General features: G+C 67.6%; 20 protein-coding genes. 3 read left to right on the plus strand and 17 right to left on the minus strand.

The features are described 5' to 3' along the window. Positions 1 to 108: 108 nt before the first annotated feature. Complete coding sequence (locus AB7I40_RS16230; protein ID WP_428347024.1) at positions 109 to 948, minus strand: LppX_LprAFG lipoprotein; 840 nt, start codon at positions 946 to 948, stop codon at positions 109 to 111. Positions 949 to 1,013: 65 nt separating this feature from the next. Beyond that, complete coding sequence (locus tag AB7I40_RS16235; protein WP_428347023.1) at positions 1,014 to 1,376, minus strand: RDD family protein; 363 nt, start codon at positions 1,374 to 1,376, stop codon at positions 1,014 to 1,016. A 180-nt stretch (positions 1,377 to 1,556) separates the two neighbouring features. On the opposite strand from AB7I40_RS16235, the gene glnA reads away from it, so the two are divergent. Continuing rightward, entirely contained in the window at positions 1,557 to 2,981 is a 1,425-nt protein-coding gene (gene glnA / locus AB7I40_RS16240) for a type I glutamate--ammonia ligase (RefSeq protein ID WP_428347022.1), read from the plus strand. Positions 2,982 to 3,410: 429 nt separating this feature from the next. Here glnA and AB7I40_RS16245 read toward each other — a convergent pair whose 3' ends face one another. Continuing rightward, complete coding sequence (locus AB7I40_RS16245) at positions 3,411 to 3,848, minus strand: Zn-ribbon domain-containing OB-fold protein (protein WP_428347021.1); 438 nt, start codon at positions 3,846 to 3,848, stop codon at positions 3,411 to 3,413. Then, positions 3,845 to 4,987 (minus strand): thiolase C-terminal domain-containing protein, encoded by a 1,143-nt coding sequence (locus AB7I40_RS16250; protein ID WP_428347020.1) that lies wholly within the window; start codon positions 4,985 to 4,987, stop codon positions 3,845 to 3,847. The genes AB7I40_RS16245 and AB7I40_RS16250 overlap by 4 nt, the downstream gene beginning before the upstream one ends. Positions 4,988 to 5,097: 110 nt before the next feature. Here AB7I40_RS16250 and AB7I40_RS16255 point away from each other — a divergent pair, with 110 nt between their 5' ends. Next, positions 5,098 to 5,913, plus strand: coding sequence for an N-acyl homoserine lactonase family protein (locus AB7I40_RS16255; RefSeq protein WP_428347019.1), 816 nt, complete (start codon positions 5,098 to 5,100; stop codon positions 5,911 to 5,913). Further along, positions 5,906 to 7,072 carry an acetyl-CoA hydrolase/transferase C-terminal domain-containing protein gene (locus AB7I40_RS16260; RefSeq protein ID WP_428347018.1) on the plus strand — a complete coding sequence of 389 codons (1,167 nt, stop codon included), beginning with the start codon at positions 5,906 to 5,908 and terminating at the stop codon, positions 7,070 to 7,072. Before AB7I40_RS16255 ends, AB7I40_RS16260 begins: the two co-directional genes overlap by 8 nt. Positions 7,073 to 7,078: 6 nt before the next feature. On the opposite strand, the gene AB7I40_RS16265 is transcribed toward AB7I40_RS16260, so the two are convergent. The 13 genes from AB7I40_RS16265 to AB7I40_RS16325 all read right to left on the minus strand — a co-directional run bounded on the left by AB7I40_RS16265 (position 7,079) and on the right by AB7I40_RS16325 (position 22,566). Then, positions 7,079 to 8,266 (minus strand): CaiB/BaiF CoA transferase family protein, encoded by a 1,188-nt coding sequence (locus tag AB7I40_RS16265; RefSeq protein ID WP_428347017.1) that lies wholly within the window; start codon positions 8,264 to 8,266, stop codon positions 7,079 to 7,081. 13 nt (positions 8,267 to 8,279) lie between these two features. Continuing rightward, positions 8,280 to 9,335 (minus strand): FAS1-like dehydratase domain-containing protein, encoded by a 1,056-nt coding sequence (locus tag AB7I40_RS16270; RefSeq protein ID WP_428347016.1) that lies wholly within the window; start codon positions 9,333 to 9,335, stop codon positions 8,280 to 8,282. A 1-nt stretch (position 9,336) separates the two neighbouring features. Further along, positions 9,337 to 11,697, minus strand: coding sequence for a CoA transferase (locus tag AB7I40_RS16275; protein ID WP_428347015.1), 2,361 nt, complete (start codon positions 11,695 to 11,697; stop codon positions 9,337 to 9,339). Further along, positions 11,694 to 12,488, minus strand: a complete 795-nt coding sequence (locus AB7I40_RS16280; RefSeq protein WP_428347014.1) for an enoyl-CoA hydratase/isomerase family protein — start codon at positions 12,486 to 12,488, stop codon at positions 11,694 to 11,696. The genes AB7I40_RS16275 and AB7I40_RS16280 overlap by 4 nt, the downstream gene beginning before the upstream one ends. Positions 12,489 to 12,514: 26 nt before the next feature. Beyond that, a complete protein-coding gene (locus AB7I40_RS16285) occupies positions 12,515 to 13,771 on the minus strand; it encodes an acyl-CoA dehydrogenase family protein (protein WP_428347013.1) in 1,257 nt (418 codons plus the stop codon). Positions 13,772 to 13,920: 149 nt separating this feature from the next. Continuing rightward, the gene (locus tag AB7I40_RS16290) at positions 13,921 to 15,387 is read right to left on the minus strand and encodes an aldehyde dehydrogenase (protein WP_428347012.1); all 1,467 of its coding nucleotides are present in this window, start codon (positions 15,385 to 15,387) and stop codon (positions 13,921 to 13,923) included. 127 nt (positions 15,388 to 15,514) lie between these two features. Continuing rightward, a complete protein-coding gene (locus AB7I40_RS16295) occupies positions 15,515 to 15,892 on the minus strand; it encodes a carboxymuconolactone decarboxylase family protein (RefSeq protein ID WP_428347011.1) in 378 nt (125 codons plus the stop codon). Between the two features lie 30 nt (positions 15,893 to 15,922). Next, complete coding sequence (locus AB7I40_RS16300) at positions 15,923 to 16,873, minus strand: D-2-hydroxyacid dehydrogenase family protein (RefSeq protein ID WP_428347009.1); 951 nt, start codon at positions 16,871 to 16,873, stop codon at positions 15,923 to 15,925. 31 nt (positions 16,874 to 16,904) lie between these two features. Further along, entirely contained in the window at positions 16,905 to 17,816 is a 912-nt protein-coding gene (locus AB7I40_RS16305) for an ABC transporter permease (protein WP_428347008.1), read from the minus strand. 132 nt (positions 17,817 to 17,948) lie between these two features. Beyond that, positions 17,949 to 18,998, minus strand: coding sequence for a sugar ABC transporter substrate-binding protein (locus AB7I40_RS16310; RefSeq protein WP_428347007.1), 1,050 nt, complete (start codon positions 18,996 to 18,998; stop codon positions 17,949 to 17,951). A gap of 73 nt (positions 18,999 to 19,071) precedes the next feature. Further along, entirely contained in the window at positions 19,072 to 20,106 is a 1,035-nt protein-coding gene (locus tag AB7I40_RS16315; protein WP_428347006.1) for an ABC transporter permease, read from the minus strand. Further along, positions 20,103 to 21,701: a sugar ABC transporter ATP-binding protein gene (locus tag AB7I40_RS16320; protein WP_428347005.1), complete on the minus strand. Its 1,599-nt coding sequence runs from the start codon at positions 21,699 to 21,701 to the stop codon at positions 20,103 to 20,105. Before AB7I40_RS16320 ends, AB7I40_RS16315 begins: the two co-directional genes overlap by 4 nt. Continuing rightward, positions 21,688 to 22,566, minus strand: a complete 879-nt coding sequence (locus AB7I40_RS16325) for an alpha/beta fold hydrolase (RefSeq protein WP_428347004.1) — start codon at positions 22,564 to 22,566, stop codon at positions 21,688 to 21,690. The genes AB7I40_RS16320 and AB7I40_RS16325 overlap by 14 nt, the downstream gene beginning before the upstream one ends. Between the last annotated feature and the right edge of the window lies 1 nt (position 22,567).

Genomic DNA, 22,567 nt, shown 5'->3' on the forward strand with positions numbered 1-22,567 from the left:
CGGTGATCGAGCAGGCCCCTCGGTGATCGAGCTTGTCGAGATCACACCCCCGGCACAACCGCCCCCTCGGTGATCGAGCAGGCCCCTCGGTGATCGAGCTTGTCGAGATCACATCCCCGGCATGACCTGAACCTGGCTCGCGGGCGGAGCCTTGATGTCGACGGGGTCACCGAAGTTGCTCATCACCATCTCCATGCTGGTCTTCTTGTCCACGCTGGCGACCATCTTGCGCATCCGGTCGTCGCCGTCGAGCCAGATGTCGTAGGTGAAGGTCTTCGGCAGCTTCGCGGTCTTGCCGCCCAGGGTCGATCCGAGGTCCTTGGTCAGGCTGGTGACCTGGTAGTGGGTCGTCGTCTCGCCGTCGAGTTCTTCCTCACCGACGAGCTTCACGGACTTGATGCCCTTGGTGAAGGTGTCGAGGGTCGACTGCGGGTCGAAGGAGCTCAGGTCTCCCATGCTGTCGCCCAACGGGTTGTCGGGGTCATTGAGGTCGATCTTGAAGAACTTGCCACTGGGGTCCAGCATCGGCATCGACATGTACATCACCTGGTCGATCAGGCGCATGTCGATGGTGCCGGCGCCCAGGGAGGCAGCCTCCATCTTGAGGGCCATGGCCGGGGTGTCCCCCGTGTAGTCCACGGAGCCGTTGGCGCTCATGTCGAGCCCTGAGGAGCTCACGGTCATCTCGAGCTGGGCGGTGGTGGTGTTCGTGAAGGTCGACGCCATCCGGTCGGCGAAGTCTTGGGGGTCGATCTCCTCGCCCGCGGCCTCACTCTCGGTGGCCTCGGTGGTGGGGGTGTCGCTGGCAGTCTCGCTCGGGGACGCGCTCGATGCGGCCAGGTCGTTGGCGGCCGTCTTCTCGTCTCCGCCGCAGGCGACCAGCCCGACGAGCAGGAGCGGAGCCGCGGCGGCGGCCGCGAGGCGGCGAGCAGTGACTGGGTTGCGCATGGTGGATCCCCCTCGGATCGACGAAGGTGCCGGTGCGGCACCTCCCAAATCTAACGCGGGACCGGTCATGCCCGACGCAGATCCGCCGATCTGACGGCGGCGGAACCGACGGCCAGGTCGTGCAGCCCGCGTCCGTCGGGGCGGAAGATCAGGGGCGGGATCACGATGGCGATCAGGAGACTCCGGATCAAGGAGCCGAGCAGGTTCATCGGTTGCCCGGAGCCGTCGACGCGTACGACGCGCAGCCCGGTGACCAGCTGGCCGAACGATCCGCCGATGAGTGCGGTGAACACGGTCACCTCGAGGACGAAGATCCCCAGTGGCGCCCAGAGGGCGTCACCGAAGATCAGCCGCGCCGCCAGGGAGCAGGCGAACCAGTCGACGAACAGGGCGGCGATGCGGCGCGGCCAGGACGCGGTGGGGGGCACGGCGAAACCCTAGCCGGGGTCTCATTGCCGACCCCACCTGTTACATCGGCGTTACATACCGGATACGGTCACGAAACGAGTCATTCATAGTTTGCGGAGAGACCGGTGCAGCGCCGCACCGCCTTCCTGCCCGCACGAACAAGGGTCCGCCAGCCCCACGCCCGGACCGTGGAGGAAAGAATGTTCGCAAACAGCGACGAGCTGCTCAGGTACATCAAGGATGAGGGCGTCGAGATGGTCGACGTGCGCTTCTGCGACCTGCCGGGTGTCATGCAGCACTTCACCGTCCCCGTGTCGTCCTTCGACCAGTCCGTGTTCGACGACGGCCTGAGCTTCGACGGTTCCTCGATCCGTGGTTTCCAGGCGATCCACGAGTCCGACATGTCCCTGTTCCCGGACCCGACGACCGCCTTCATCGACCCGTTCCGGATCGCCAAGACGTTGGTCGTCAACTTCTTCATCCACGACCCGCTCAGCGGCGAGGCCTACTCGCGCGACCCGCGCAACATCGCCCGTAAGGCCATGGCCTACCTGTCCAGCACGGGCGTCGGCGACACGGCGTACTTCGCTCCCGAGGCCGAGTTCTACGTCTTCGACAACGTCCGGTTCGAGACGAAGGCCAACGCCGGCTATTACGAGATCAACTCCTCGGCAGGCGCGTGGAACACCGGCGACACGTTCGAGAACGACAACCGTGGCTACAAGGTGAAGTACAAGGGCGGCTACTTCCCGGTGGCGCCCACCGACCACTTCGGTGAGCTCCGCGACGAGATGGTCATCGAGCTGGAGAAGTCCGGCCTCCAGGTCGAGCGCGCCCACCACGAGGTCGGCACCGCTGGCCAGGCGGAGATCAACTACCGCTTCGACGAGCTGCTCAAGGCCGCGGACGACGTGATGAAGTTCAAGTACATCATCAAGAACACGGCCTGGCGCAACGGCAAGACGGCGACGTTCATGCCCAAGCCGATCTTCGGTGACAACGGTTCGGGCATGCACGTGCACCAGTCGATCTGGAACGAGGGCAAGCCCCTGTTCTACGACGAGACCGGCTACGCCGGCCTGTCGGACATGGCGCGCTACTACATCGGCGGCATCCTCAAGCACGCCCCGTCGCTGCTGGCCTTCACCAACCCGACGGTGAACTCCTACCACCGCCTGGTGCCGGGCTTCGAGGCGCCGATCAGTCTGGTCTACAGCTCGCGCAACCGCTCGGCGTGCGTCCGGATCCCCATCACGGGCTCGAACCCGAAGGCCAAGCGGATCGAGTTCCGCTGCCCCGACCCGTCGGCGAACCCCTACCTGGCCTTCTCGGCGCTGCTGCTCGCGGGCCTCGACGGCATCAAGAACAAGACCGAACCGCCGGCCCCGATCGACAAGGACATCTACGAGCTGCCGCCGGACGAGATGGCCGACATCTCGCAGGTCCCGACCTCGCTCAACTCGGTCCTCGACTCCCTCGAGGCCGACCACGAGTTCCTGACGGTGGGCAACGTGTTCACGCCCGACCTGATCGAGACCTGGATCGACTACAAGCGCAACAACGAGATCCTGCCCGTGCAGATGCGTCCGCACCCGCACGAGTTCGAGCTCTACTACGACATCTAGCACTTGTGCATGTAGTGCTCGAACTCAGTTGCTCGTGCAAGAGAGCCCCGGCCCTGCCGGGGTTCTCGCATTTGGTTACGACTCCCCAGGCGTCTCTACATCGACAGGGGTGGCCGACTTCAACTTCACTTTGCCTTGACCCGTTCGTCAAACCGTAACGCCAAGGAAGGGGCTCGACGACCTCGAGATCGCGACAGCGGGGTAGGTCGGCTGGTTCAACGACCGCGGACAGCTCGCGTACTGCGACGACCTCACACCGGTCGACGCAGAGCCCGCCGTCGAGAAGTCAGCCGTCTGGGCAGGCCGCTGATGGGTGAGTGCGGCCATCACCATGGCTGCCTCGGTGCTCCACTGTCGAAAGAGGGTCGTCTTGAGATGAGGGAGCCCAACTCCGTGCAGCCGCCGCCTTGTCACGTCGAGCGGCGCTCCTCAGACGCTCAATGGGTGGTCGGCGATGTCGTCCACGACCTTCCACCGCAAGAACGTGACGAGTTCGGATGCCTGCTCGAACACGCCCACGACGCGTTGACCGATGCGGACCGTGTCCTCGCCGTCCTGCATCAAACCGTAGAACTTCGGCCCCGCGTCCAGCTCGACCAGTCCGACCACGTACGGGATCAGGTCTGCGAAGGCAGGGTCCAGCGCCCGGTGGTAAACGGCATAGCTCCACAGGGTGCCTTCGGCCGGATGCTCCTGCCAGGTCCGCTCGGTGTGCTGACACTCCGGGCACACCTTCTCGGGCGGCCACTCCAGGTATCCGCAGTTGGCGCACCTCGGGAGTACGAGCCGCCGATCACGGGCTGCTGCCCAGAACTCGGCGGTGAGCGGGTCGTCGATGTCGGGCATCGGCAGGTTGGTGGGGTTCATGCGCTCTCCCTGGTCGAGAGGATGGTCGCGGCACCCTTCCAGAAGTCATGTGTCTGGGCATGCAACGCGACGCCTGCCCCAGGAACCTGCCGATCGCCGCCGTCGCCACGCAGCTGCTTCACCGCCTCGTAGAGGTGCATCCAGTTGTGCGTGTAGCTCTCCGACAGCTGACCGCCGTGCGTGTTGACGGGAAGGGAGCCACCAGGCCTCGTGTTCCCTTCCGCCAGGAACGGGCCGGCCTCTCCGACCCCGCAGAACCCGTACCACTCCAGCATCTGCAACACCCACACCGAGGTCCCGTCCTGGAGATAGGCCACGTCGACATCATCAGGTCGTACGCCGCTTCGCTCGTACAGGCGGGTCGCGATGTCACCGAGCCAGGGCCGCATCAGCTTGTCTGCGTTCTGTTCGTTGCGGATGGCCGACTGCTGCGCCATGCCTAGCATGTGGACGGGGGGCTGGGCGAGGTCCGTCGCACGCTCGGCTGTCGTGACCACGACGGCCGCGCCCCCGTCGGAGATGAGGGTCAGATCGCTCCTGCGCAGGGGGGCCACGATGTAGGGCTGCGCGAGATAGTCGGAGATGCTCAGGGGGTCACGGAAGACGGCGCGCGGATTCATCCGCGCCCACTCGCGTTGCGCCACGGAGATCCAGCCGATCTGCTCCTCGGTGGTGCCGTAGAGATGCATGTGGCGTCTGACGGCCATGGCAGCCGGACCGGCGACGTGGACCAGGCCGGCGAGCCTCAACCAGTCGCTCGCGCCACCGATGGGCCGCGCAAACCCGGTTCGAGCGCTTCGGGACTTGGTCCCGTAGGTGAGCAGGATCGTCGAGGCGAGGCCGCTATGGATCGCCATGGCGGCGAGGTGCAAGGAGAAGGCGCCCATGCCGTAGTCGAGAGTCGTGCTGTAGGCAGGGTTGATGCCCAGCAGCGGACCCATGCCCTCGTCGGTGCCATGGGTGGTCAAGGGCGCCTTGCACGTGATGAGGCCGTCGATCGAGGACTTCTCGATGCCCGCGTCCGCGATCGCGTCGACGGCGGCGCGCACTGCGATCTCCTCGGGTGACTCGTGGGGGATCTCGCCGTGCTCGGTCGTGCCCACGCCCACGATCGCGACCTTCGCGGCGCCGGAGCTCATCGAAGCTGTCGTCTCGACATATCGACAGACTGCCAGACAATCTGCTGCTACGCTAGCCCCGTGCGGAAGCCACGCGAACTCGACGCCTTGCCTCCCGTGAGGGCCGGGGTGTGACCGCGGCGGAGACCTACGAGGTCGTCATCGTCAAGTACGGCACCCGTCAGACGACCCGGTCCGAGGTGTTCCTGAACTACCCCGTCTACGGCGAGCCGGATGGGCCGATCGGCATGGACTACTTCTTCTGGGTGGCCCGCAACGAGACGCGCACGGTGGTCATCGACACGGGCTTCAGCCGCTCCGGCGGGTCCCAGCGCAACCGCACGATGCTGGTCGATCCCCTGGAGTGCTTCGAGGCACTGGGTCTCGAGGTCGCCGACGAGCCACCGGTCGTCGTGACGCACGGCCACTACGACCACATCGGCAACCTCGGTCACTTCGCCCGCTCGCCGGTCATCGTCGCCCGGCGCGAGGTCGAGTTCTGGGCGGGGCCACATGGTCGCCGAGCCCAGTTCCACCATTCCGTCGAGGACACCGAGCTGGCCGATCTCCAGGCCGCGGTCGACTCCGGACGAGCCGTGCTCTTCGATGACGACTACACCGTGGCCGACGGCATCGAGGTCCGCCGAGTCGGTGGGCACACCCCTGGCCAGTCGGTCGTGACGGTGCGCACGTCCCAGGGGGTCGTGCTGCTGGCCTCCGACGCCGTGCACTACTACGAGGAGCTGGACCGCGAGATGCCCTTCGTCTCGGTGGCCAACCTCGTGGACATGTACGCGGGCTTCACCACGGTCAACGCGATGCTGGCCGGCGGGGAGGTCGACCACCTCGTGACAGGGCACGACCCGAGCACCTTCAGCCTGCTCGACGCCACACCCGGGCCCATCCCGTCGCTGTCCATGATCATCGGTCAACGCGTCCGTGACTGACGCGTCCGGCAGCCCCGCGGACCTCCTGGATCGATGGGTGCGCGACGGCAGCACCGTCGCCATCGCCGATGGGGTCGGCGCACCGACCGAGCTCTGCGCGCACCTCTCCGAGGTCGCAGCGTCGCGAAAGGGCGTCAGGTTGATCCTCGGCTGGTGCCCCGAGATCCCTCGCGGCCTCGATCTGAGCGCCTTCAGCGACATCCGGTCGTTCATGCCCGGGACCCTCCTGAGGGACCACGTCATGCAGGGTCGGGTGCACTACGTCCCGGCCTACCTCTCCCAGGTCTCGGCCCTGGTCAGCGGCCCATGGCGGCCCGACGTACTCCTGCTGAGCGTGCGTGAGACCTCCGGTGGCCCGAACCTTGCGACGGAAGCGTCCTGGATCAGCGCGGCCGCGCGATCTGCCGGGGTCTGCATCGCCGAGCTCAACAACAGCCTCCCCGACGCGGTGCGCCTCCCGCAGCTGGACGGCGTCGACCTCACGATCGCCGTCACAACCGCTGCGCCCCCCGTTCAGCTCGCGTCCCGAGAACCAGACAGTCTCGACCTAGCGGTGGCCGCGAGGATCGTGCCCCTGCTGAAGCCGGGCGCCACGCTGCAGTACGGACCGGGTCCGATGGCCGAAGCCGTCCTGAGCTCACTGCAGTCACCGATCCGGATCGACTCCGGCATCATCACCGACGCTGTGGTCACGCTCGCCGAGCGCGGCCTGGTCATGGGAACTCCCACCGCGACGTATCTCTCGGGGACCGACACCTTGTACGAGTGGGCTCACGAGCGAGGCATCCTGGCGCCGATCGAGTTCACCCACGACACCTCGCGACTGGCTGCTGCCGACCTCGTCGCGCTGAACACCGCGCTGCAGATCGACCTGCTCGGGCAGGTGGCGCTCGAGGCGCCCGGCGGCCGGGCAGCCGGCATCGGTGGTCACGCCGACTATGCCTATGCCGCCAGCCGATCCGCCGGCGGTTTGAGCATCATCGCCCTGCCGAGCTCCCGGGCGGGGAGGTCGACCCTGGTCGAGCGGCTGCAGCTGCCGGCCTCGACGCCGCGGTCGGTCGTCGACGTCGTCGTCACGGAGCACGGCCACGCCGATCTGCGCGGCCTCAGCGATGCCGAGCGGGCTCATGCGATCGGCTCGCTCTACCCCGAGGGATGACGGCGATCAGTCGCCGAGCACGCCCGCGGAGCGAAGAGCGCCGATCTCGTCGACGGTGAGGCCGAGCTCGCCGAGCACCCCATCAGAGTGCTCGCCGCGCGTGGGCGGGCGCCGGTCCTGCCGAATCCGCCGCCCGTTGATCTTGATGGGCGAACCCAGGTAGCGCACCTCGCGCCCGGCGTACTCACCGTGCTGGACCATGCCGTCATCGGCGGCCTCCTCAGCATCCAGCACCTCGTCGAAGGCTCGCACCGCCCCTGCCGGCACGGAGTACGTCGCCAGGAGGGTCTCGACCTCGTCGCGCATCCGATGGGCGATGGTCGCCTCGATCTTCTCGGTGAGCACGTCGGTGTGGCGCAACCGCTCCTCCGCGGTCACGAGCCGTGGGTCCTCCTGCCACTCGGGGTGCCCGAGTGCGTCGCACAGCCGACCCCAGGTGCGGTTGTTGTTGGCGCCGATCGTCACGTAGCCGTCGGCACAGCGGAAGGCCTGGTAGGGCGCGTTCATCCGGTGGCCCGACCCGAGCGCGGCGGGCACCTCGCCCGAGTACCAGTACTGCGTGGCCTCCCAGACCGCATAGGAGAGTGCGGAGTCGTAGAGGCTGGCCTCCACCTCGCACCCGACGCCCGACTGCTCCCTGTCGATCAGGGCGCTCAACACGCCGGAGACGGCGAACAGCCCTGCGCCGATGTCAGCCAGCGGCACTCCGGCGCGGACCGGTGGGCGTCCGGGCTCGCCGGTGATGCTCATGATCCCGCTGACAGCCTGGGCGATCATGTCGTAGCCGCTCCGGGTCGAGTTCGGGCCGACAGAGCCGAAGCCGGAGATGGAGCAGCAGATGATGCCCGGGTTGACGGCCTTGAGGTGGTCGTAGGAGATCCCCAGCCGCTGGGCGACGCCCGGCCGGAAGTTCTGGATCACCACGTCGGACGTCGCGGCGAGACGGTGGAAGACCGACAGGCCCTCCTCCGCCTTCAGGTCGAGCGCGACACTGCGCTTGTTGCGGTTCATGCTCAGGAATCCCGGCGTCTCACCCCACGCCGCCACCGACCCGAACGACGAGCGCATCGCCTCCCCCTCGGGAGGCTCGATCTTGATGACGTCGCACCCGAGGTCGCCCAGCATCATGGCGGCGAACGGGCCTGCGAGCACCTGCGACACGTCGAGCACGCGGACCTCGGACAGTGGTTTCATCGGGACCTTTCCTTCATCGGAGAATCGTCGTCTGGCGCGACTGCAGGAGCAGGTCGCCGGTCTCATGCACGGTGAATCGGCTGAGCACAGACACGAACAGCAGTGGCCCACGTTTCCCCGGCTTCTCCTCGATGTCCTGGTAGACGCTCTCGACGGCGATCCGTGTCCCGGTCGGCGCGTAGGAGAAGAGGTCGATGCCGTTGCCTGCGTTGAGCAGGCGTTGCGGCGCACCGGCGAGCTCGGGCAGCCCGAACGACGACCAGGGGGTTTGGCTGGCGCCGTCGAAGTCAGGATCTCGGGACGCTCTGGTGAGGGGGTCGTCAGCATCGGCGGGCACCCGCAGGGCGTAGAGCGGATAGAGGGGCGGGGCTACGATCCCCCCGAACCTCCCCGCGCTGGCGACGCCCTCGTCGTAGTAGTCCGGGTCTCTCGCCATGATCGACTGCATGAAGCGGCGCAACGAGCTCGCGTCCACGACATCGGGTGAGACCAGCGTGGCCGAACGGAGCCCGAGACACTCCCGGAACTGCGGCGGGCACGTCACACCGATCTCCGTGGAGGTCTCCGAGAATCCCAGCGACGACTCTGGTGCGACGGGCACGGACACCGGGGAGGCACCTCGCCGGTGCAGCCGGATCACCGCCTCGCCGACGGTCGTGGCCTCGCTAGCCGCGTTGACCAGCTCGACCTGGCAGCGGACGTCGCCCCACTCGTCGTGCGCCTCGACCCCGACCACCGTCCCCCGAGCGGTCAGAGTCGCCCCCAACGTGTCCATCCCACGGAACTGGTACGTCAGGGCCAGCAGCCATCCGCTCGGACCCGCCCACTCCTTGAGCAGCTGGGCCAGCACCTGCTGCTTCCAGGAGCCGTTCACCAGCGGGCCGGGCAGCCCTTCGTGCTCCTGACAGAACTGGTGGTCGTAGTGGATCCGGTGCCAGTTCTCCATCGCGGCACACCAGCGCACGAGGTGCATGACCGTCAGCGGACCGTAGACGACCGGCTCGATCCGATCACCGACGGCGACTGTCTCGAACTCTCGCGGGGACTGCAGGGCCTCGGGTCGACTCATCTCACCGGGCCTCCTCTCTGTCAGGGCAAGGAGCACTGCTCATCACGACGTCCATCGCCTCCAGCCGATCGATGGCTTCCTCTGACATGCCGCCGAACTCTCGCAGGATCGTGCGGGTGTGCTGACCCAGCTCAGGCGCCTCCGAGCTGCGTGCGGGCTCGTAGCCCAGCAACCGCAGCGGTGTCCCCTTCAGCGGTCCACGAGCGTCGAACGTGCTCACGCCGCGCTCGAGGAACCGGGCCATCGTCGCCCGGTCGGCGGCGTCGAGCACGGGCACGGCAGGGACACCCGCGACGCGCAGCGCAGCCACGGCATCGTCTCGCGCGCGAGCGCTGGTCCACCCGGAGATCTGCGCGTCGACCTCCGCCGAGTTCGCCCGCCACCACGCCTCGTCACGGTCTACCAGCGACCGCGCGCCGATGAGCCGGGCGAGGCTGTGGCGCTGATCGTCGCTCCAGCACGCGATCGCGATCCAGGTGTCCTCGTCGGAGCACGGGTAGGCATCGTGGGGGGTCCGTCCCGGCCGATCGTTGCCCCGTGGCTGTGACACCTCGCCGTTCAGCATGAAGTCGGCGACATCGCCGGCCAGCGTCCAGCTGACCACTTCTCGTTGTGAGACGTCGAGGTAGGCGCCCTTGCGGAACTGGAGACAGTAGGCGACCAACGCAGCGCCGAAGAACGCCACCAGCTGATCCGGGTAGTTGACGTCGGAGGACGACCACCGCGGCTGCTCGGGACCGTAGCCGGTGACACCGGTCAGTCCCGACAGGAGATCAAGGGTCGAGCCGTACGAGCTGTGGGCCGAGTCCGGTCCTGTCTGCCCTTGGCTCGAGAGGGAGAGGTAGACGAGCTCCGGGTTGATGGACCCCAACGTGGAGGCGTCGATCCCGAGCCGGCCCGTGACACCGACGCGATAGTTCTCCACCACCACATGGCAACGCCGAGCCAGCTCGTGGATCACCCGCTTTCCTTCATCGGTCTTGAGATCGAGCGCCAAGCTGAGCTTCCCCGCGTTGTTCGAGGCGAAGAAGGGGGACGTCGGACCGGGCATCGAACTGTCGAACGAGGCAACCGGCGTCTTCCATCGACGGAAGCTGTCAGGTCGGGTCGGGGACTCCACCTTGATGACCGTCGCACCGTAGTCGGCCAGGAGGCGGGTCACCGCCGCGCCGGCGGTGATGGTGCCGAAGTCGAGCACGACCACGTCGGCCAGGGGTGTGGCCCCCGAGGAGGAGACGGCGCTGCCACTCCCCCGTCGCGTCCGGCCGATGTCGCGGGCCGGAGGCCTTGTCAACGGCCTCAGGTCGCCCACGACGCCTGATTGCCAGGTGAGGTCAGCGGCGCGCACCGGCCCGTGCACGGCCGGCGTGTCGCCGGTGAACGACGTGGGATCGGCCAGGAACCCTCGCGACCTCAGCTGCTCGTCGGCGACCAGGTCCGACGTACGACAGACCCAGCCGAACGGCAGCCCCAGCTGTTGCGCCGCGTCGTAGATCTCCTTGGCTGCCAGCTCGGATGCCCACCGCTCGATCACCGGCCACCAGTCGTCGGCGCGAGCAGCACGCACGAACGGATCGCTCAGGTCGGGGTCGGCCAGCTCGGGAGCGCCGACCAGGGCGACGACGTTTTCCCAGTGCTCCTGCTGGAAGATGCATCCGACCCAGCCGTCACGGGCGCGGACGAGGCGCCAGTCGCCTGGCTCTGGACCGGATCGACGAGGAGCGACACCTGTCTGCGCGTAGCCGACGTCGCTCTTCCAGTCCATGTAGGCCGCGACGTCACTCATGCTGACGTCGACCACATCGCCCCCGTGGCCCTGATCGACCCGTCCCAGCGAGACCATCGCCCCCAGGAACCCGGCGATCCCCGAACAGTGCGCCGTCTGTTCGCCACCCAGGCTCAAGGGACGGGCCGACGGGTCACCGATCATCGTGGCAAGCCCGCCGTAGGACTCCGCGAGGAAGCTGTCGCACGGCAGGTCGCCGTAGGCCTCCCCCAGACCGAAGCCCGAGATCCACACGACCACGAGCTCCCGCCGCCCGCGCCTCAACCCCTCGAGGTCGAGGTCAATGCCGACGCCGCCGAGCGAGTTGTCCACAACGACCACGTCTGCACCGTCGAGCAGCGCCTCGACATCCTGCTGCGAGCCGGTCAGGTCGTGTCGCTGCTTGTCGGCCTGGAGGGCGACGAAGGCCAGACTCATCCCGGCCTCGTTCAGGGGCCCCTGACGCGAGAGCGGATCGCCGCCGGCCGGTTCGAGCCGCACGACCTCGTGACCGAGGCCGGCGAAGAGCCGGCCACACGCTGCCCCAGCGACGCCTCCGGCGATCTCGACCACCCGAAGGCGACCAGGCAGACTCACCGCGAGCGTCCCTGCCCAGGGTTCGGCTGACCGTCGGCGAAGTCCTTCAGAGCTTGGCGGTGTGAGTCCGTCCGAGCATGGATCTGGGCGTTGACATAGGAGCCGTACTCCAGCGCCGTACGCCACTCGTTGACCTGGGTGGGCACGTGCCACAGGGCCTTCTTCGTCCACTCCAGCGCAGTCGCATCGAACTGCGCCACGGTGCGGGCCAAGCGCATCGCCTCCGCCTCGACCTCGGCGTCGTCGACGGCCTGGTTGGCCATCCCCCAGTCCACCGCTGTCTCCCCGTTGATCCGCTGAGCGGTGAGGATCATCCAGGCGGCGCGCTTGTGGCCGAGCCGCAGCTGCGCGGCCGGACCGGCGAGCCCGGGGTAGAAACCGAACCCGAGCTCAGGCATCCCGATCTGAGTGTCGCGGGCGACGACGGCGAGGTCGCAGACGTTGATGAGCGTGGACCCGCCACCCAGTGCGTAGCCCCGGGCCGCTGCGATGAAGATGGCCGGATGGCGGCGGATGCCGTCGAGGACGTCGACCCAGGACTTGTTCAACTGGTCCTCGTCGTCCTGGCTTCCCTCGGTGATCTGTGACAGGTCCATGCCCGACGAGAACGTCCCGCCGGCACCGACGACCACCACCACCTTCGCGCGGTGCATCGTCTGCTCGAGCGCGCTCATCAGGCCCTCACGGGCCTCTGCGTCGAGCGCGTTGCGCTTGGCAGGTCGGTTCAGGGTGATGACCGCGATCCCGTCCTCCACCTCCGAGACGAGAATCTTCGCGTCCTGAGAGCTCACGTCGGTCTCCCTTTCCGAGTCGCCGCCTAGGCCTCCCACAGCGAGACCCCCTGGTTGAGGATCGCGCGAGCCATCAGCATCTTCTGGATCTCATCGGTGCCCCCGCCGATCCGTCCGTGGCGCAGACCGCGATACCAGTGCGAGATCGGGCTCTCCAGGACCTCGCCCATGCCGCCGAGGATCTGCATGATGTTGTCCATCGAGCGATGCCCCCAGTTGCCACCCATGAACTTGGCAGCGGCGGCGTACGTGCGCACATCCTCACCGCGGTCCGCCCGCGTCGCGCACTCGTACGACATTGCACGGATGGCCTTGATGTCGAGGAAGACGTCGACCAGCATCCACTGGATCGCCTGACGCTCGGCGATCGGCTTGCCGAACGTCTCGCGTGCCTTGGACCACTCGACCGCCATCTCGAGCCCGCGAGTCAGGAAGCCGGTCGCCATCGATCCTCTGGTCAACCGGTCGCTAATGATCAGCCAGCTCTGCCCGAGCCGGAACCCGCCGCCCTCCTCGCCCACCAGGTTCTCGGCGGGGACCCTGACGTTGTCGTAGGTGATGGTGAACTGGCCCGCCTTCTGCGCCAGCCACGTGTCGATCGGCGCGAGGGTGATCCCCGGAGTGTCGGCATCGACGATGAACATGGTGATGCCACCGTGCTGCCGCTTCTCGGGATCGGTGACGGCCAGCACGAGCTGATAGGTGGCGCGGTCGGCCCGGGAGATGAAGGTCTTCGTCCCGTTGATGACCCACTCGTCACCCTCCCTGACCGCAGTCGTGCGCATCGACCCCGGGTCGGAGCCCGCGTCCGGCTCGGTCTGGCAGAAGCAGTACTCCTTCTCACCCCGGATCGTCGGCTCAAGGTACTTCTCGCGCTGGATCTCCGAGCAGTCGAACAGCACGGGCGGAGCCTCCGGCACGGGGAGCGGGACCACGGACCGCTTGAACTCCTCGGCGATCACGAAGGAGCCGAGGACCCCGAAGCCGAACCCGCCGTACTCCTCGGGAAGGGTGGCACTGTAGAGCCCGGTCTCCTTCGAGATGCGGGTCAGGCGGTCCCAGTCGGCCTGCGTCAGGGCGCCGTCCACCAGGGTCTCGTTCCTGGTCGTCGGGGTCTCCAGCCAGGCGCCGCCCTTCGGATCCGGTTCGTCCCCGGGGCGATGGGTCAGGAACTTCGACTCCAGCGGGATGCACTCACGTTGCACCACGCCGCGCACCAACTGCTTCAGCTCCTCGAGCTCGGGAGGCAGCGCGCCCATGAACTCGGGAGCACTGTATTTCACCCGCGAACCTGCTTCACCAGTCACTGGTCCTCGATCCTTCGGTACGAATTTGTCTGTCCGTCATATTGACTGCTTGACATACAATCTGAGCCTAGCCATGCCAGAACTCCAGGTCAACCGTTCTGCTCGCCCCCCACCTGTGGGGACGATCACTCCGACGGCAGAGACCCGGACAGCTCCCTCGCCTGCTCGGGGAGCAGCGGGTACGACGCGTACTCGAGGAACGAGTCGAAGCCCTCGACGCCCGACTCCCTCCCGATCCCGGAGCGCTTCACGCCGCCGAACGGGATGCGCGGGCCGATGCCGTAGCGGTTGATCGACACGAACCCCGAGTCGATGCGCCGGGCGACCGCGAGAGCCCGCTGCGTGTCTGCCGAATGGACCGCTCCGCCGAGGCCGTACTCGCTGTCGTTGGCGATCGAGATCGCCTCTTCCTCGTTGGAGTACGGCATCACGGCGACGATCGGCCCAAAGATCTCCTCGCGAGCGATCCGCATGTCGCTCGTGACCGACGCGAACACGGTCGGCTCCACGAACCACCCGTGCGGCTGATCCGTGGGCCGGCCTCCCCCGGCGGCCAGGACGGCGCCGTCGTTCTTGCCACTCTCCACGTAGCCCAGCACTCGCTGGCTGTGCTGCTCGGTCACGAGCGGGCCCATCGTCGTGCGAGGGTCGAAGGGGTCCCCGAGGACGTGCGCCTGGGCCGCCGCTCGCAACCGCTCGACGACCTCCTCATGACGCGCCCTCGGAACCAGCACCCGGGACGTGGCCGTGCACTGCTGCCCGGCGAAGTTGAAGATGCCCGCCGCCAGGTGCGGCACCGCTTTGTCCAGGTCAACGTCGTCGAGGAGCACGGCTGCCGACTTGCCGCCGAGCTCCAGCTGCAACCGGGTGAAGTTCTCGGCCACCGCCGCCCAGATCCGGCTGCCCGTCGCGCTGCTCCCGGTGAAAGCGACCTTCCGCACGAGTGGATGGGTCACGAGATCCGCGCCGGTCCCTCCGTCGCCGGTCACGACGTTCACGACCCCGGCAGGGACACCGGCCTCCGCGCAGATATCGGCGAGGGCGGCGGCACCGAAGGGTGTCTCGGGGGCCGGCTTGAGGACGATCGTGCAGCCCGACAGGAGCGCCGGGACCACCTTCTTGATCTCGCTCCGGACGGGCACGTTCCAGGGGACCAGGCCGGCCACGACCCCGACCGGCCGACGCACGATGAGCGCATCTCCGGAGGGGTCGGAGCGGAGGTACTCCCACAAGACCTGGCGGGCGTCCTCGATGTAGGCATCGATCAGAGGCAGGGAGTTGCTCAGGCTCCGGTATCCCTCGTAGGGGACCCCCATCGAACGACTTGTGACCTCGGCCAGGTCATCGGCGCGAGCCGCAAGCAGCTCCTTGACCCGCAGGACCAAGGCGATCCGCTCCCCCAGGGTCGTTTCACGCCACTCCCCGTCCAGCGCCCGGCGGGCGGACCTCACAGCTGCGTCGACGTCCGCCCGCGTGGCGATCGGGGATTCGCCGATGACCTCCTCGGTGTACGGATTCACCACGGGCATCGCCGATGTTCCCGTCGACCTCGTCCATGTGCCGTCCACGAAGTAGCCGTCCACAGTGGGCATCAGCGCGCCCCTCCTGCCCTCGAGCTCGACACAGGTGATCGTTGTGCGATCGCGGTCATGGGAATTCCTCTCGTCTCGGTGGGTATCGACTCGGGCGCAGTGATCTCCTTCGATCTCTGACGCGCAGTCATGGAAGCCCCAGAGCACCCAACTCGACCAGCACGGCTTCCGCGGTCGCGAACGCCTCCGCGGCCGCTGGAGCCCCGCAGTAGACACTCATGTGGAGGAGCACCTCCTGGATCTCCGTCGCCGTGACGCCGGCGCGCACAGCTCCTCGTACATGGACCGCCAGCTCCCCCTGCTGTCGCAGGGCGACCATCGCGGCCATCGTGATCAGGCTCCTGGAGCGGCGATCGAGGCCGGGCCTCGACCAGACCTCGCCCCAGCCGAACTCGGTGACCAGCCGAACGAGTGGCCGTCGGAAGTCGGTGAGCGCCGCGGTGGACTTGCTCACGTAGTCCGCGCCGAGGACCTCGGTGCGGATCTCATGTCCCTCGCTGGTCACTGTCTCTCCATCTCCGGCCGCTCGGCCCGGTCATGTCAGCACCCGGATCGGCGTGCCCTGGAGCCATGCGTCGATGTCATCGACGGCATCGCCATAGAAGATCGCGTAGACGTCGCGGCTCACGTATCCGATGTGGGGGGTGAGGACCGCGTTGGGCAGCGAGAGCAACGGATGATCGCGCGGCAGCGGCTCCACGTCGAAGACGTCCAGACCCGCGCCGGCGATCGTTCCCGAGCGCAGAGCCTCGACCAAAGCCGCCTCGTCGATGATCGGCCCGCGAGCCGTGTTGACGATGCAGGCGGACCTTTGCATCAGCCCCAGCTCGCGCGAGCCGATCAAGCCGGTCGTGCGGGAGCTCAGCTGGAGGTGGACGCTCACCACGTCCGATGACGCGAGGAGCTGGTCCTTGTCGAGGCGGATGACTCCGTGCTCTCCTGCTCGCTCGCTGGTGAGGTTCTCGCTCCAGGCCACGACCTCCATGTCGAACGCCTTCGCGACCCGGGCGACCCGCTGTCCTATCCGACCGAGCCCGAGGATGCCCAGTCGGTGTCGGGCGAGGTCCGCGCCGACCGACACCTGCCACTGACCGAGGCGCAGCGCGCGCTCCTCCTGGACGACGCTGCGCGTGACGGCGTGGATCAGTGCCCAGGCGAGCTCGGCGGTCGAGTGGAAGAGTCCTCCTGTGCCGGCGACGACGACGTCGTTGGCTCGTGCCGCCTCGAGATCGATGACCGCGTTGGAAGGCCCGGTGGTCACCAGGAGACGGAGGTCGGGCAGGCGCCCGAGTGTCTCCCGGAGGAAGGGGGTGCGCTCCCGCATCGCGACCACGACGTCGTAGCCCTGCAGGGCCGAGACGAGTTCGTCCCCGACCAGATGCTCGTGCAGCACGTGCACATCGGCGCGATCGTCGAGGCGCGACCAGTCGGCCGCCCCGAGAGCGGCACCCTGGTAGTCGTCCAGGATCATGACCCGGGACCTCATTTGGCGGCTCCTCCCTGGTGGGTCGCCCGGCTCATGCCGACCCGGGCTGAGGAACCGCAGCGCGGCTGAGCCGGTTCGCGCCGAGTGCCAGCAGGATGACGAGTCCCACCGCCACGGCCTGCAGCTCCGGGGACCAGGACAAGCCGATGAAGGCGTTGTTCAGCGTCGCGAGGATCAGGCCACCGAGAGCCGCCTGCCACATCCGCCCCTCGCCTCCGCTCACTGCTATCCCGCCGACGACGACGCCTGCGATGGCCTCGATGGGCAACGACTGGCCGGAGTCCGCGGAGCCCAGCCCCAGCTGGGACGCGATGACCAGACCGCCGCATCCCGCAGTCAGTCCGGACAACGCGAACGTCATCACCAGCGTCCGGGTCACGGGCAGCCCGATCAAGCGGGCCGCCTCCCGACTGCTGCCGGCCGCGTACACGGCTTGGCCGAACGGGCTGCGATGGAGCACCACGGACCCGATCACGAAGGCCACGACCGTCAGGACGACCGGGACGGGGATCGGCCCCCAGCTTCCGAGACCGATCTCGTCGAACCCGGCCTCCTCCACCACGATCTGACGGGGTCCCTGGTAGTGCAGCGCGAGGCCGGCGAAGACGAGCCCGGTGGCGAACGTGGCCATGAAGGAGTTCACGTGGAGCACGGCGACGACGATCCCGTTCACCACTCCGCACACGATCGCGACCAGGAGCGCGACGAGTACGGCGATCATCACCGAGTGCTCGAGCGACAGCTTGGCGAACAGGACTCCCGAGAGCCCGGCGACCGCGCCCACCGACAGGTCGTAGTGCCCCGCGATGATCACGAAGGCGCTCCCGACGATGACGATGCCCAGCCCGGCGTTCTGCGCCAGCATGTCTCTGAGGTTCTCGACGTCGAACAGGTCCGGATCGAAGATCGCGACGAAGGCGAGCAGCGCGATGTAGGCGAGCACCAGCCCGCCTCCAGGGGTTGACCTGAGGCGTGCGATGCCGCTGGTTGCGGGACCGCGAGCAGCCGTGGCTGAGGGCGGCTCGCGGTCCCGTCGGGTGGAGGTGTTGTTAGACATAGGATCTGGCGTTGCGGCCTAGTACTCCGGTGTGTAGGAAGCGAGGTCGTCAGGGGTGACTACCTGGAACGGCACGTCCTGGAAGCGCGCGACGGTCTTGCCGTCGATCACGTCCAGCAGCGTCTGGATGACGAGCTTGGCCTCCGACACCGGGAAGGTGGGTCCGAGGAGCTGGACCTCGCCCTGCTCCATCAGGGCGACGACCTCCTTGTCGCCGCCGTAGTCGGCTAGGAAGATCGAGTCGGTCTTGCCGGCCTGCTTGATGGCCCGGGCAGCGCCCTGGGTGATGTTCGACTGGGTCGCGATGATCACGTCGATCTCCGGGTGCGACTGCAGGAGGGACTGGGTCTTCTGGTAGCCCTGCTGTGAGGAGTAGTCGGTGTTGACGGTCGCCACGACCTTGAAGCCGGGGTTCGCCTCGGACGCCTCCTTGACCAGCTCGTTCGTGTTGGTGGAGAGACCGTCAGAGGGGACGCCCTCGACCACGCCGACATTCGCGTCGGGGTTTGCCTTCACGATGGCCTCGACATACTGCCGAAGCGTGTCCTTGGTGTTGTAGCCGGAGATGTAGGTGAGGGTCCCGGGCTGCCACAGATCATCGCCCTCCTCGGTGAACTTCCCGCACAGCGGCTGGTCGAAGGGGATGGCGAGCAGACCGGCATCTGGTGCGTCCTCGCTCAGCGCCGCGCAGACGACCTGCCCGTCCACGGGAAGGACCCCCAGGACGTTGTACGTCTTGCTCTGGATCGCCGACTGGATCTGGTTCAACTGCTTGGAGCTGTCGAAACAGGAGTCGAAGATGGTGAGGTCGATGTCCTCCTTCTTGGCCTCCGCCTCGAGCGCCTCGTCCTCGGCCACACCGAACGAGGCACACCCGGAGCTCGTGTAGATGCCGACCTTCAGCGGAGGGCTGATCTCGATCGGCTTGTCCGCGCCGACATCCACACTGACCGCGTCCTCGGAGGACGTGGAAGGGCTCTCGCCCGCGCCGCAGGCGGACAGAACGAGCCCTGCCATGCTGAGGAGCGATGCCCCTACCAGCACCCCGGGCTTCGACTTCCAATTCATCGTGACACCTTTCCCACGAAGTCGACACGGTGCCGTAGCGGCCGGGTCGACGGTTGATTGAGCACCGCGGCCACTAGGCAACAGCGCGCTTTCTGCCCGAGGCGTCGAGGATCAGGGCGCCGACCACAATGGCTCCCTGGACTATTTCCTGGAGCGGTTCATCGACTGCCAACATCGTGAAGATCGTCGTGACCGACGCCAGGATCATGAAGCCGGCAGCCGTGCGCCAGATCGCACCCTCACCGCCGTACAGAGAGGTCCCACCGAGCACGACGATGGCGATCGTTGTCAGTGCCACGACGCTGCCGCCGAGATCACTCTGGCTGATCCCCGTCTGCGACGCGTAGATGACTCCGGCGAACGTTGCGCACGCACCGCTGATGACGTAGGTCACCAGCCGGATGGAGTCTGTGCGCAGGCCGGCGACGTAGCTGGCGCTGAAGCTGCCCCCGACGGCGTACAGCGACTTCCCGAAGGCGGTTCGGTGCAGCACCAGCGCTGCCACGACTCCGATCACGAGCAGGGCGATGACGACGTTGGAGACACCGAGGACGTCGCCTCTCGCCAAGTCCCTGAACGCGGGATTGGTCGGAGCGATCGCGAGGTTGCCTGCATAGAGGACGACGAGCCCGCCGAACAGCGAGGCGGTGCCGAGCGTGGCGACGAAGGGACTGAACTTCAGCTTGGTGACCAGCAGCCCGTTCACCACCCCACCGACCACACCGGTCGCGATCGCGGCGCACAGGGCAGTCAGGAGCGAGTGATCGAGCGCGACCTTGGTGTAGACCGAGGCGCCCGCCGCATACAGCGCCCCGACGGAGATGTCGATCCCGCCACCGATGAGCACGAAGGTCAGTCCGATGGCGATGAGTCCCAGGCTCGCGTTCTGGCGGAGCATGAGGTTGATCGACGGCCACGTGAGGAACTGCGAGTTCAGCACCTGAGCGAGGACGAGCACCCCGACCATCACCGGGATCACCGCGAAACGTCCCGTCGCCTCGTGCGCGGCCCGCACCAGCACCGTCCCCGCCGAGACCGCGGACCGCACCTCGCGGCCCGTCGTGGCGTCGGGGCTCTGGGCCCTGCTCTCCGCCGACATGGGCTTCATGAGGCCGACACGCCATCGACGTTGAAGGCGCCCTGCAGGAGCTCGTGCTCGGAGGCCTTGCTCGCATCGAGCTCGTCCACGATCCGCCCGCCTGCCATCACCAGGATGCGATCGCTGAAGGCGATGACCTCCTCGGTCTCGGAGGAGACGAGTACGACTGCCACGCCGTCCTCGCGTGCCAGGCGCCGGACCTCTTCCAAGATGTCTGCCTTGGCGCCGATGTCGATGCCACGGGTGGGCTCGTCGGCCAGCAGGACACCGGGCTTGATGAAGCTCATGCGGGCGAACAGCAGCTTCTGCTGATTGCCGCCCGACAGGGTTCCGGCTGCATGTCCTGTCTTCGACCTGGAGACGCCCATGGCCGTGAGGTAGGGCTGGGTCTTGGACTCCACGCGTCGGGGGCCCAGGAAGCCGAACCGGCCCAGCGACCTCAACCGCGGCAGCGCCACGTTCTCCGCGGCACTCATGCGCAGGAACACGCCCTGGGTCTTGCGCTCCTCGGGGAGCAGCGCGATCCCCAGCGCCTGGGCTGCGCGGGGCGAGGTCGGGAACGACTTCGACACGCCGTCGATCTCGACCTTGCCGCGGGTGCCGGGTTCGAGGCCGCTGAGTGCCCGCAGCAGGCTGGACCGTCCCGAGCCCATCAAGCCGACAACCCCCAGCACCTCACCGGCGCGGACCTCGAAGCTCACGTCGCTCAGTCGGCCCGCCAGTTGGATGCCGTCGACCTTCAGCCGCACGGCAGCGGCGGCGCGAGCCGCGCCTCGAGAGTCATCCTCGGCGAGCGTGCGGCCCGTGGTGACAGCGGCGAGGAGGTCTCGAGACGAGTCTCCGATCATGCTCTCGATCAGCTCGGGCTTCGTCCATTCAGAGGCGGGCCGGGTGTCGATCACGTACCCCTCCCGGAAGACGGTGACCGCGTCCGCGTTGGCGAGGACCTCGTCGAGGTTGTGAGACACCAGCACGATGGTCGAGCCGGCATCGCGAAGCGAGTGCAGGACCCGATACAGCGCCCGGCGCTCTTCGGGGGCGAGCGCGGCGGTCGGCTCGTCGAGCAGCAGGATGCGCGAGTCCGACATCACGGCCCGAGTGATCTCGACGAGCTGCTGCTGGGCGACGGTCAGTCGTCCCACGGGCACGTCGGGCGCGGGCGGTGTCCCGAGCGAGGAGCAGGCCTGCTCGTAGCGCCTCCGCATCGCGCCACGGCGCAGCAGGCCGCCTCGCGTGAGCGGACGTGGGAGGAAGGCATTGGCCTGCGGGGTGAGCTGCGGAATGACCGTGAGCTCCTGGTAGACGGCCGCGACGCCGGCGTCCTGGGCCGCCCGTGGGCTGCCGTACTGGTGGTTGTCGCCCAGGATGAGGACCTCGCCCGAGGTCGGCTTGATCCGGCCGGCGATGATCCCGAGACAGGTCGACTTGCCGGCGCCGTTCTGTCCGACGAGGGCGTGGATGCTCCCGACCGCGACGTCGAGATCGACCCCGTCGAGTGCGAGCGTGTTCCCGAACCTCCGGGTGAGGCCGCGACAGCCGACACCGATCTCGGAGGCCACGGCACCCGGAAGTGCCGTGGCGGCGCTCGTGTCAGGCCCGGCCATCGTGATCTTCCGACTTGGCGAGCACGTCGTCCAGCACCGGCATGACGTACTGCTTGAAGAGTGGGTAGTTCTCAGCCATCGGGAAGTGGCCAAGGCCCGGCATCGCCACGAACGTCGAGCCCTCGATCTGGTCGGCCAGTGCGCGACCCAGCTCCGGGTGCGCCGAGTAGTCGTACTCCCCGGAGAGCACATAGACAGCCACCTTCGAGGTGTCGATGTCGCTCGCCACGCCGGTCAGGTCGTGCTCGATGAAGTAGTAGTTGAGGTCGCCCTTGAACACGGGCGGGGAGCCCTGGCTGTAGATCCATGCCGTCTCGTGCCGTGAGGCCTCAGGGCTCATCGGCGCGCAGATGCCATACATCTGGGCAGCGCGGAAGTCGTTGGACATGTCCGGGTGGTCCAGGTAGGACATCAGGCCCTCGGCGCCGTGGCTATGGATCGCCGCCTCGACCCCGATGACCGCACGGAAGTCGTCGGGGCGGTCCAGAGCGAGGTCCGGGGCGAGGTGACCGCCCATGGAGCACCCCATAAACACCGGACGCGCCAGCCCGAGCTCGCGGCTCACCGTGACGACGAACTCCTCGAAGAAAGCCTTGGTCAGCTGGTACTCGCCCTCCCACCAGGGGACGCCGGACGGCGGCAGGGACTTCCCGTGGAACGGCAGGTCGGGCACGATGACCCGGAACTTCGAGGTGACCTCGGGGTCCTCGAGCAGATGACGCCACTGCCTGCCCTCACCGCCTGCGGTGTGCTGACAGAAGAGCGGGACGCCCTGGCCGCACTCCTCGTAGTAGACGCGATACTCGACGCCTTCGACGCTCACGTAGATGTAGCGGCCGACGATGTCGGAGGTCCTGGCTGGCATC

Source organism: Nocardioides sp. (assembly GCF_050246775.1).
Taxonomy (GTDB): Bacteria; Actinomycetota; Actinomycetes; order Propionibacteriales; family Nocardioidaceae; genus Nocardioides.